At 56.3% G+C, this 11,821-nt stretch carries 9 protein-coding genes; 3 read left to right on the top strand and 6 right to left on the bottom strand.

What is annotated here, in order from left to right:
* Positions 1 to 169: 169 nt before the first annotated feature.
* The 5 genes from ABD890_RS19955 to metE form a co-directional block, all read right to left on the bottom strand.
* On the bottom strand, positions 170 to 1,879 hold the full coding sequence (locus ABD890_RS19955; protein ID WP_345093872.1) for a SulP family inorganic anion transporter: 1,710 nt from the start codon (positions 1,877 to 1,879) through the stop codon (positions 170 to 172).
* Positions 1,880 to 1,910: 31 nt separating this feature from the next.
* A complete protein-coding gene (locus ABD890_RS19950; protein ID WP_345093870.1) occupies positions 1,911 to 2,525 on the bottom strand; it encodes a carbonic anhydrase in 615 nt (204 codons plus the stop codon).
* 225 nt (positions 2,526 to 2,750) lie between these two features.
* Complete coding sequence (locus ABD890_RS19945; protein WP_345093868.1) at positions 2,751 to 3,065, bottom strand: hypothetical protein; 315 nt, start codon at positions 3,063 to 3,065, stop codon at positions 2,751 to 2,753.
* A 321-nt stretch (positions 3,066 to 3,386) separates the two neighbouring features.
* Entirely contained in the window at positions 3,387 to 3,800 is a 414-nt protein-coding gene (locus tag ABD890_RS19940; RefSeq protein ID WP_345093866.1) for a Dabb family protein, read from the bottom strand.
* Positions 3,801 to 3,970: 170 nt separating this feature from the next.
* Complete coding sequence (gene metE / locus ABD890_RS19935; protein ID WP_345093864.1) at positions 3,971 to 6,259, bottom strand: 5-methyltetrahydropteroyltriglutamate--homocysteine S-methyltransferase; 2,289 nt, start codon at positions 6,257 to 6,259, stop codon at positions 3,971 to 3,973.
* Between the two features lie 168 nt (positions 6,260 to 6,427).
* On the opposite strand from metE, the gene ABD890_RS19930 reads away from it, so the two are divergent.
* Positions 6,428 to 7,879 (top strand): aminotransferase-like domain-containing protein, encoded by a 1,452-nt coding sequence (locus ABD890_RS19930; RefSeq protein WP_345093862.1) that lies wholly within the window; start codon positions 6,428 to 6,430, stop codon positions 7,877 to 7,879.
* A gap of 1 nt (position 7,880) precedes the next feature.
* On the opposite strand, the gene ABD890_RS19925 is transcribed toward ABD890_RS19930, so the two are convergent.
* Entirely contained in the window at positions 7,881 to 8,915 is a 1,035-nt protein-coding gene (locus tag ABD890_RS19925; protein WP_345093860.1) for a YihY/virulence factor BrkB family protein, read from the bottom strand.
* Positions 8,916 to 9,166: 251 nt separating this feature from the next.
* On the opposite strand from ABD890_RS19925, the gene ABD890_RS19920 reads away from it, so the two are divergent.
* Together ABD890_RS19920 and ABD890_RS19915 are read left to right on the top strand one after the other, a co-directional pair.
* The gene (locus ABD890_RS19920; RefSeq protein WP_345093858.1) at positions 9,167 to 11,185 is read left to right on the top strand and encodes an ATP-dependent helicase; all 2,019 of its coding nucleotides are present in this window, start codon (positions 9,167 to 9,169) and stop codon (positions 11,183 to 11,185) included.
* Between the two features lie 30 nt (positions 11,186 to 11,215).
* Complete coding sequence (locus ABD890_RS19915; RefSeq protein ID WP_345093856.1) at positions 11,216 to 11,665, top strand: hypothetical protein; 450 nt, start codon at positions 11,216 to 11,218, stop codon at positions 11,663 to 11,665.
* The last annotated feature ends 156 nt before the right edge of the window (positions 11,666 to 11,821 follow it).

Here is an 11,821-nt window from a genome sequence, read left to right as displayed (position 1 = left end):
ACCCTCATGCATGGGGCTGGCAGCGGTCGCGTTCGCTCGAAACCAGACCTCCGGGAACGGTTATGTTAGACCTCGACTTTTTCATATTTACACACTCTTAACGTAAACACCCTTTCAGGTGATCTGTAAGCATGTGCGTTATGTAGGTCGTATCGATTAAACCGGGGGGCTAAGCCGTAGCCGTCTTGGTTGACGGTTTGCCGCTAAGTTTCCGAGGTTCGACGCTATCACGGGGTTCCAACTGCCGCACATCCATTTCCTTCTGGAACTTGCCATGCAGCAAACGCCAGTCGATGACCAGGCTGCCGCCAGTCTTCTCGTGCTGCTTGGCCCAATCGAGAAGTGCCTCGAAGCAGGCATGGTCGATGTAGGTTAAATTGCTGAGGTCGACCGTCAGTTCGACTTCCGCCGGAATCTCTTCCAGGCGTTCCGTCAAAACCGGAAGCCGTAAGAACGTGGCCGCGCCGTGCAAGGCGAGGGTCGCCTTCTTTTCTTCTTCCGTGATAAATAGGTCGGTCTCGAACCTGGTGAAGGTCACCAGCAGTTTAACCGCCGAAAGCACAATCCCAGCCACCACACCGATCAGCAGGTCGAAGCTGACGATCAGCACGACGGTCGTCAGGTAGATTCCGAACTCGGTCCACCCAGTCCGAAACAGTTCTTTGATCTGCTTGATGTTGACCAGCTTGAAACCAGTGTAGACCAACAACGCCCCGAGGGCGGCCCGTGGCACCAGCGTCAAGATCGAAGGGAGCAGCACGATGAACAGCAACAGCCAGGCACCGTGCATAATGGTTGCCCCGCGAGTTTGCCCACCAGCGTTCACGTTGGCCGAGCTTCGCACGATCACGCCGGTCATCGGCAGGGCGCCAACCAGTCCGCAGAGCATGTTGCCGATTCCCTGGGCGGTGAGTTCCTTGTCGTGATTGGTTTTATGTCCCGGCTTCATCTTGTCGATCGCCGTGGCACAAAGCAGTGTTTCGGCGCTCGCAACCAGGGCGATCACCAACGCGGTGGTATAGACGGCCGGATCGGTGATGACCGAAGTCCAGTGGGAAGTCGAGTTCAGGAACGAGACTTCGTCCAGCAGGTTTTGGGGAACCGCCAGATTCTTTAGGGGGAAGTTCCAGACGACCGCCACGATCGACGCCAGCACAATCCCCAATAACGCCGATGGAATCAGCTTCAATTTCTTTGGGGCGAAGCCTTGCCAAAGCATCATCGTCAGGATGGTGATAATCCCGATAGCTGCCGCCAGGTGATGCGAAGGACCGGTCCCTTGCAGGTCGAAGCACTTCCAGATTGCCTCGGGAATCGTGGCCATGTATTCCAGACCACCATGGGCCTTGTGACCATGCCAGAGGGCTTCGTGATCGAGCATCACATGAAACTGGCTGACGATAATCAGCACGCCAATCCCCGCCAGCATGCCGTTGATCACTGCCGGCGAGACTGCCTGGAACCAGCGACCGATCAACAACTTGCCGGCCACAATTTGCAGGACGCCCGCCAGGAGCACCGCGAAACCGAGGGCTGCCAGGGCGTACGTCATCGACAGGCCATCGGCCGATTCTTGCGGGCCTGCATAAAAGCCGAGGAACTTTGCTTTTTGCGAGGCGATCAAATCCGCCACGATCACAAAGAGGCCGGCCGCTGGTCCGCTCACTTGCAGCGGCGAACCGCTAAAGCAGCCAACGACCAGGCCACCGATGATGCCGGTAATTAAAGCTCGTGCTGGATTGACCCCTACGGCCACCGCAATACCGATACACAGCGGCAAGGCGACCAGGAAAACAACAATCGACGAAACAAAGTCTTTTCGAAAGGTTCCTGAGAAGTATCCCGCCGTTTGAGCTGGTGAGGTTTCTTGCGTAGCCATGAGTGGTGCTTCCGTAAAATTGGAGCTTGGGTTAGGCCATGTGAGCAACGGAGTCGACAAATTGACTCGAGCCCAACGAAACGACGCTCACCTTGCCGGTGACGAAGTCATACAACCAACCGTGAAGCTGCAGCGTGCCGGCTTCGACCCTTTCGGCAACTTCCGGGAAGGTCATCAGGTTGCGAAGTTGCAGGCGAATGTTGGCCTGGATCAACTGGGTGAGGCGGTCGTCGTCGGAGTCGTCGCTGGTGTCGTTGAGTGCTTCCGCAGAAAGCGAAACCCACTTGGCGACCTCCGGGAGGCTTTCGACGGCCGATGGATTGAGTAAGCCTTGCATCGCACCGCAGCGTGCATGTCCGCAGACGATGATTTGCGGCACCTTCAGCGCCTTGACGGCATATTCGATGGTGGCAGCCACACCCAGGTCGGCTTCGTCTTTCGTACCGACAATGTTGCCGGCGTTGCGAATGACGAATAGTTCGCCAGGGTCACTACCGGTAAGCAGTTCGGGGACAACGCGGGAGTCGCTGCAGGTGATGAACAACGCGTCGGGACTCTGCCCGGTGGCCAACTCCTCGAAGCGGGGCTGCATCTGTGGGTAGGTCTTGTTTTGAAAATGAGTTACGCCAGCAAATAAATTACGCATAGATCTTGCCTATCGCTGTCTCGGGGCGGTCGAACGAATTCAGGTACCAGGGGGGGCCTGATCGATGGGCGACGTGGTGTCGTGAACAGACCAAAGATTGCATGGCTTGCCAGGCCGAGCGTGCGGAGCATCAGCCAGAACAGACCAAAGCAGGGGGGCCGCCAGAGATAGGCAGAGTGCCGACGAAAAAAGATTCAGCAACTGCGCGCAGCGGCCCAGTTTTACCTAGCAGGTGATATCGCCACCAAATCCGTTGTGCGATTGATGCACAATGCCAGGGACAGCAGACAGAGAACGCGGAAATCTCTGGCGTTGAACGACCGGTCGTGGATCAAGGCTTCGCGTGGCGGTCAAAGAAAGCCGATGCCGCGAACTGACCGTCTTCTCGTTGACCTCTTGTTCTTCCGTTTCCGATGTATCGGTCGTCGGAATGCCTTCGACCGGAGCACCAGACGCGATACTCGCACTGATGTACCTAGGGCGTGCCCCTGGCATCAAGAGTGCAAGAATCAGCAGTAGGTAAAGCCAATAAGGTCGCATAGGCGAAGAAATCGTGGTCGTTGGGAATGTGTAATCAGTACGAATATCGAACGCTTGTGGTTTGCGGCGGCAATCAAATACCGCAGAATTCGACTGATTGTTCCTGAAAAAAGAATAGAGAATCAGAGGACTTACGTCCAATCCCAAGTTTGCGATCCGCGATCGATTTTCAGAAAGAAATCGCCTAGCGATAGAGATCGCTCCCTAAATCGGTGGAAATGCCCATTCTACGAGGCGCATAAAAATAGCGACGCCAGCCACAAGGGTAGGGTCGCTCTCCGTTGAATTGCTTAGAACCGGCGGCCGAAGCCATCTGATTGCTTAGTCAGCCCAGTAATCGATCACAAAAGCTTCATCCAGGTGTGGACGTAACACCGAAACGAACTTCTGGTGAGCTGGGTGCGGCAGATAGGCGGCACGGTCTTCTTCGCTGGCAAAGGTGACCAGGAAGCAGTGGGTGAAACCTTTGTCGAGCATCTCAGGGCTGTTGTTGGTGCCCCACTCGAACTCCTTGATGACCGGAATCTGCTTAGGCAAGGCGATAAAGGCCTTTTCGACCTTTTCAATATCTTCAGCTTTGGCCGATTCCTTGAATTTGAAGACCACCAGGTGGCGGAGTTTGCGAGTCGACTCTTTCTCTTCGGCTTGCGACATCGAGCTCATGAAAAGCATCCCCACGAAGGTGAGGGCCAGGCATAGGGACAGCGAGCGGAGTTCGAAACGACGAAACTTCATGGAGGTGGGACCTTTTGGGCTGGACTGAGGAAGGAATGTGCTGGCAGGGAAACATCCAATTTGACACGAAACCCCAGCATTTTCAACGTCTAGAGCCAAGAATTAATGCACGCCCCTCGTAGGTTTTTCCTATACGGGGCGTGCAAAAACTTAGTTCACAGCCCGGACACTTAAGCCAGCAGCGAACGAACCTGCTGGGCCGCTTCCACCATCGACTTCAGTGCCGCTTCCACTTCCACCCATCCGCGGGTCTTCAGCCCACAATCTGGGTTAACCCACAATCGCTCGGCAGGGATCAGGTCGACCGCCTTCCGCAATAGCCCCACCATCTCGTCGGTGGAAGGAACGCGTGGCGAGTGGATGTCGTAGACGCCAGGGCCGATTTCGTTGGGGTACTGGAAGTCGCCGAACCCGTCGAGCAGTTCCATTTTCGAGCGGCTCGTCTCGATCGAAATCACGTCGGCATCCAACGCGGCGATCGATGGCAAGATCTCGTTAAACTCGCAGTAGCACATGTGCGTGTGAATCTGCGTTTCGTTCGAGACCCCACTCGATGCCAGGCGGAAGGCATCTACTGCCCACTGCAGGTAGCCTGGCTGATCTTGTTGACGCAGCGGCAATCCTTCTCGCAAGGCAGGCTCGTCGATCTGAATGACACCGATGCCAGAGGACTCGAGGTCAACCGCTTCGTCACGAATGGCCAACGCGATTTGTTCGCACGTATCGCGGCGCGGTTGATCGTCGCGGACAAACGACCAGCACAAGATGGTCACTGGACCCGTCAGCATTCCTTTCACCGGACGCTGAGTCAGCGACTGGGCATACTTGGCCATCGGGACAGTCATCGCGTGAGGACGCTGGATGTCACCAAAGATGATTGGCGGCTTCACACAACGCGAACCGTAACTTTGCACCCAGCCGTTTTGCGAGACGACAAAGCCTTCGAGTTGTTCGCCGAAGTACTCGACCATGTCGTTCCGCTCGAACTCGCCATGCACCAGGACGTCGAGGCCAAGGCTCTCTTGCCGACGGATACAGCTTTGCGTTTCGGTTTCAAGGAACTTTTGATACGCATCCGCGGTCAGGTCACCTTTCCGAAAAGCGGCACGGGCCTGGCGGACTTCGCTGGTCTGTGGGAACGAGCCGATTGTTGTTGTTGGCAACAGCGGCAGGTTCAAGCGATTGCGTTGTTCCCCTTGCCGCTGATTGTAGGCACCCTGCCGCAGCAAGCTTTCGGGAGTGATCGATTCAATCCGCTGTCGCACGGCTGGATTATGGGTTCGAACCGAGTTGCGACGCGATTGGATTGCCTCGGCATTTTGCCGCAAAGCATCGGCGACGCTATCGCGACCTTCGTTGAGGGCCTGGGTAATGATGGCGATTTCATCCAGCTTTTGCCGAGCGAACGCGAGCCAGCTCTTCAGTTCGGCATCGATCGCCGTCTCGGAAGCGAGATCGACCGGGCTATGCAGCAGCGAGCAGCCAGGTGCGATCAGCAAACGGTCGGAACCGATCGCCTTGGCAGCCTTCTCGGCCAGATCCAATGCTTTCGAGAGATCGTTCTTCCAGACGTTGCGCCCATCGATCAGACCCAGCGAGAGGAACTGTTCTGGGCGAATCAACGACAGCGCTTCGTCCAGTTGCTTCGGGGCTGCCGAAAGGTCGAGGTGAACCGCCGCGACGGGAAGCGAGAACGCCAAGGCGAGGTTTTCACGTAGTCCTTCAAAATAACTGGTCACGACCAACTTCAAGTTGCCGAACGAACGGGACAAAACTTCCAGGCTCTTCTGGATTGATTTTTGAGCCTCTTCGCTGAGATCGAGTGCCAGGACCGGTTCGTCCCACTGTACCCAGGTCACGCCGGCTTCGTTGAGCTTGGCCAGCAGTTGTTCGTAAACCGGCAGCAGTCGTTCCAGTAGAATCAATGGTGACGCATCACTTCCCTTCAACTTGCCCAGCAGCAGCAAACTGACGGGCCCCAGGACCACCGGTCGGGCATTGGGGGCGATGGCCTGGGCGGCGGCGATTTCGTTGAGGTAGGCCTCGGCATTGAGGTGGAAGGTCTGGTCTTCGGTCCATTCAGGAACGATGTAGTGATAGTTGGTGTTGAACCACTTGGTCATTTCCAAAGCGGGCAGGTCGACACCCTTTTGCGTGCCGCGCGCCATCGCGAAGTAGCGATCCAATTCGCTGACCAGTTGCGACGATTGATAGGCATTCGGAACTGCTCCGACACGCTGCGACCAGTCGAGCACATGGTCGTAAAGCGAGAAGTCTCCCACCGGTACCTGTTGAATGCCGGCGTCCGCTTGCCATTGCCAGTTGTTCTGACGGACGTCGTGGGCCTTGGTCAGAAGCTCTTCCGCCCCGATTTTTCCCTGCCAATACTTCTCGAGCAGCCACTTCAGTTCGCGCTTCGCTCCGATCCGTGGAAAGCCAAGATTGGTTGCAATCGCCATGAGGGGTACAGTCCTTGTTTCAGTATGAAATGTGATAACACTTGCTAGTGGGAGCAGTTTATGGGTACGATAGCTGTGGGCACAGTTCTGGATTACAGTATTGTCCGTGGGTACAGATGCCCGCGCAGAACACGCCTTGTCAGATTCCGCCCGAAGCAAGGGTGACAGATGAACACGCCCCCCAAAGCGGCCGCAGTGGCCACCGATGAAGAGAGCACGCTCTACTACCAACTGGCGGACAAGCTTCGCCGTTTGGTGCAAACCGGAGCGTTTGAGCCCGGCGAGAAGCTTCCTTCTATCCGCCGACTCAGCGAAGAACATCGCGTGAGCTTGAACACAGCCAAAAGCGCGTTAGCACTACTCGAGGATTGGCGCGTGATTGAAGTCCGCCCGCAGTCGGGGCACTACGTCCGACGCCCGCCCGAGGAATTGCCGAAGCTCTCTTCGACCAGTCCCAACGGCGAGGCCTGCGTCATCCAGACGAACATCCCGACACGCATGAACGCCGCGATCGGCTCTGGGGCGGAACCGACGCTGGGGGCCGCCGTCCAGTCGACGCAGCTTATGCCGCTGGGGGTGCTGAACAAGTCGTATCAGAAGGTGATGCGAGATTTGCCCGATGCCTGCTTCGGTTACGATGGCGTCCCAGGGCACGAGGCATTGCGCAAGTCGATCGCCAAACGTGGCACCGAGGCAGGCTACATCGTCAGCCCCGACGACATTGTGGTAACCAGTGGCGCGAAAGAAGCGGTTTACCTTTCGATCAAATGCGTCGCCCCTCCGGGCAGTATCGTCGCGATCGAATCGCCGGCCTACTACGCACTGCTGGAAGTGCTACAGTCACTGGGTGTGAAAGCGGTGGAAGTCGCTTGCGATCCGGAAACAGGGATTCAGCTTGATCATCTCGACCACGTGATGGGGAAGTACGACATTGCCGCGTGCGCGATCGTGTCGAATTTCTCGAACCCGACTGGCAGCTTGATGCCGGAAGAGAATAAGAAGCGTCTGGTCGAAATCCTCAATCGCTACCAGGTTCCGCTGGTGGAAGATGACGTTTACGGGGACCTTTCGTTCCGATCGCCGCGGCCGCGTGCGGTTAAAGCGTTCGATACCCAGGGCCGTGTTCTCTACTGCGGATCGTTCAGCAAAACTCTTTCGCCAGGACTGCGTCTGGGATGGTGTATCCCGGGCCGGTATATCCAGCAGTTTCAATTGATGAAGCTGGTCGTGAACCAGTGCACGTCAGTCGCCCCCCAATTGGTCGCGGCGGAAATTCTGGAAACGGGTGCCTATGATCGGCATCTTCGCAAAGTGCGATCGCAATTTGCCGAGCAGATGGACGACGCCTTGAGGGCCGTGCGAAACTGTTTTCCCGATGGCGTTCGGGCCTCGCGACCGCTGGGAGGTCACGTTCTGTGGATCGAAATGCCACGGCACGTCGACTCGATGAAGATGTATCACGCGCTGAGCGAAGAAGGAATTCAATTCGCTCCAGGGCCGATCTTCTCGCCAAGCGGGGCGTTCAAAAACTACATCCGCATCAATACAGGCTTCCCATGGTCGCCACTCTTGCATCGCCAGGTGGAACGGATGGGCGAGTATATTCGGACCGGGCGATAACTTACGATTCGGTCTTCAGGCGGTACTTGGCAAAAGGTGAGGTATCGGGCGCGAACAGCATATGCCCGATCTCGGCGGCAAACAGCAGCACGTGACTGGAAAGGAAGATCCACATCACCGTGATCACCAGGAAGCGGCTGTTCACGTAGGCGGTCGCCACCACGTTCTTTTCGCCTAGCGGAATAATCAGGTACTTCCCAAGCTGAAAACAGACCGTGCCGATGATTGCCCCGCACAACACTTCTCGCCAAGGGGGCCGTTTCATCGGTAAGAAACGGAGCATGCAATAAAACACCGTCAGCACGGTCAGCCACGAGATCAACTGCGTCGGCAGCCAGTCCGGCTTGCCGAAGAAGGTGTAGCCCATGTCCGAGGCTCGGTCGAAGATAATGTGCGACCACGTACTCAGCAGCGTAGCTACCGCGAGCATCAGTCCGACACCGATTGAAAACAACGTCGCACGAACTCGCCCGAGCAAGACCGCAATCACGCTGTCTCGGATACCTTCGGCCACGAAGCCATTGATTCGGTTAAGCGCCGCCCGCAATTGCATGAAGGTTGCCGAAGCACTCCAGATCGCGATCACCGACAGAGTAATGGTTTGCAGCATGGTCGCTTCGCGGAAAGCGGAAAGCCGAACCTGATCGACGATCTCTTTGCCATAGTCGAGCTTCGCCGGGAACTGGGCCTCTTTTTCTTTTTCCTCCCCTTCCTCAGCCGCTTCTTCCTCGGTCTCTGGTTTGGCAGGATCGGCGGAATCTGGCTTGGTTTCGGTTCCGTTCGCTGGAGCTTTCTCCGTCTCTGAAGGCTCATTGTCGGAAGCGACGTTTAAGCTGGTATTCAAAAACGCGATGGCTGCTTCCCGGGCACTCGTGTCGCTTTCCAGCACTTCGCCGGCGATGGCGACGGCAAACACGAGAATCGGGGCGAGCGAGAAAATAACGTAAAAAGCGATGGCAGCGGCCGAAGTCGAATGATCGTTTTCGACCCAGCGAAAAACGATCTGCGAACAAAATTTCTTCCACGGCTCGAGCATAGCGGTCCTGGAAATCGGAGCATTAGGTGCGTCTGAGTGCATTGAAACCGCCATTCTAATCGGGACGACCCATTCGGCGTAGTTTGATCGCGACCGTAAACAAGGAAAGTTGGGCAAGACCCCATTGAAATTGCAGGGGGCAGCGACGTACGATCAATGGGCTTTGCTGGCCATCTGGGCCTGAACCCTTTACGCGGCATTAATTGCGCCAAAGGGTAATTCGGTGGAACGGAATATCGGACGAGAATCGGGTGAACGGACTCAATCCGCCACAACTTGAAGCGGTTAATACACTGTCAGGCCCTATGTTGGTGTTGGCAGGGGCCGGCTCCGGTAAAACCCGTGTGGTGACGTTCCGCATTGCGAATCTCATCAAGCATGGGATCAAGCCGCAGCGGATTCTCGCGGTGACGTTCACCAACAAGGCTGCGGCCGAAATGAAGGAACGTGCCCTCAAACTGTTGGGCAAGCAGACCAAAGACGAACCGGTCGTGTCAACGTTCCACTCTCATTGTGTTCGTGTTTTACGTCGGCATATTAATCACCTGGGCTATCCGCTGAATTACACCATTTACGATCGTAGTGATCAGGAAATGGTGGCCCGGGGTGTGCTTCGCGAGATTCGCGTCCCCAACGAGACCCTCCGTCCCGGCGACTTGCTGAACTTTATCAGTCGCTGGAAGTCGGCTGGGATTCGGCCCAAAGAAGCGTTTGCCCATGCCGACACCGATAAAGCCCACCTGGCGGCTGTGGCCTTCCGACGCTATCAGAATGCCCTGAAATCGTGCGGCGCACTCGACTTCGACGACTTGTTGCTCTGCACCGAAGAGTTGTTCACCAACTTTCCGGACGTTCGCGATCAGGAAGCTGCCTTGTTCGATCACGTCATGATCGACGAATACCAGGACACGAATGCCTCTCAGTACCGTATCGTCCGCGGTCTGACCGAAGGACACCGCAACTTATGCGTGGTGGGGGACGACGATCAGTCGATTTACTCGTGGCGTGGTGCGGAAGTGAAGCACATTCTGCGCTTCAAAGAAGACTGGCCCGAAGCCAAAGTGGTGCTGCTGGCGGACAATTACCGCTGCACGAGTGCCATTTTGACGGTAGCCAACCGCCTGGTCGCTTTCAATTCGACCCGGTACGACAAGATTCTGAACGCGGCCCGGCATGGTGGTGACCAGCCGAAAGTGCTGTATTTCAAAGACGAAGAAAAAGAAGCGGAAGAAATCGTCGGCGACATCTCGCGAAAAGTGAACCAGCCCGACGTCGAGCCGCGTGACTTCGCGATTTTGTTCCGCACAAATGAACAGCCTCGAGCGTTCGAGCAGCAGTTCCGCGCGATGAACATTCCCTACACCCTGATCGGTGGGATGTCGTTCTTCGATCGCAAAGAAGTCCGCGACATCCTTTCCTACTTGAAGCTGATCAATTCGCATCAAGACGAAGTGGCGCTGCTGCGAATCATCAATACACCGCCGCGTGGTATCGGGCAGAAGACGGTCAAGTCGCTGCTCGACTTCGCCACCAACGAAGGCAAACCGCTGTGGGAAGTGCTGCCCCAGGCCGCTTCGCTGCGTGGAGGTTCTTCGTCGACAACGACCGACGCGATCAACAAATTTGTCCGTCTGATCAAGCATTATCATGCTCGGGTCGAGAAAAAGGACTCGTTGACCGACATCGTCCGCGATTTGATCGGAGCGATCGGATATCAGCAGGAACTCGCTCGGCTTTACCCTGACCCGAACGATCGCGAGTCACGGGAAGCGGCCGTCGAACAGGTGGTCAACGCCGTCAGCGCTTACGAAGAAAAGAAGAAGAAAAAGGCGACCCTCGCCGGATTCCTCGACGACACCGCCCTGGCCGGGGATGGTTTCGACAACGAGAAAGAAAAGCAACTCAAAAAGAACGGCGTCATCTTGATGACGCTGCATGCTGCCAAAGGCCTCGAGTTTCCCTATGTTTACATGGTCGGCATGGAAGAAGGCATCTTACCTCACCAGCGCAGCTTGAAAGATGGGGACGAAGCGATCGAGGAAGAACGTCGGCTTTGCTATGTGGGCATCACGCGAGCCCAGGAACGGCTGACCTTCTCGTTTGCCTTGGCTCGGAAGAAATGGGGTAAACCCCGTCCGACCGAAACCAGCCGGTTCCTCTACGAATTGACCGGTCAGGCCGACAATCCCAACGCCAAGGCGGAGCAAAGTGGGCCCGCTGGTCCTAAATCGGAGCAGCGACGCCCTTCGGCCCAAGTACGTCGTCGGTAAGCCGTTCGTCCTAAAACCGGAGCCACCCTGATGTCGCAAGTTGAAGTTGTCGCCCCAACGAACGAGCCTGACGCTGGCCCATCGCTGCTGACGGTGATCTTGCGACTTCTCATCTCGGGACTTGCCTGGGGGATTCATGTTGTCGTAACTGCGGCGATGATCATGTTTTATGGCAGTATCGTGCCAATGTTCACCCGCATGTACGAGCATTTCGAGCTCGAACTGCCGGCTGGGACCGAGCTGGTGATTCGTTGGTCGTGGACCGTTTCCAGCTACTGGTATATTCCCGCCTTGATGGTCGTCTTGCTCGATGGCCCGATCGCGCTGGCGGTTCCCTATCTTCCCAAACGCCTGCAATGGCTGACCTGGCTTTGGTTTGTCGGCTATCTGTTGTTGTTGTTCGGGGCTCTCTGGTTCTCGGTAATCTTTCTCGCTCTGCCGGTCCAAGATTTGATGGTCATTCTCGCCGACGAGGCCTAGTTTGGGATGTTTCTGCAGGGATACCGTCAGGGAATACCTCTGGCGAGTGGCTTTGCGTGTCGGCATTTGCCACCGAATGACTTGAACAAATCTGGATAGGCGAAACTTTGCCGTTTGGTTAAACTACTCCTCGTGCCAGCATGCAAGATGCTATCG

The organism is Bremerella cremea (genome assembly GCF_039541315.1).
Classification (GTDB): Bacteria; Planctomycetota; Planctomycetia; order Pirellulales; family Pirellulaceae; genus Bremerella; species Bremerella cremea.
This window is presented reverse-complemented; position numbering and strand designations above follow the sequence as displayed.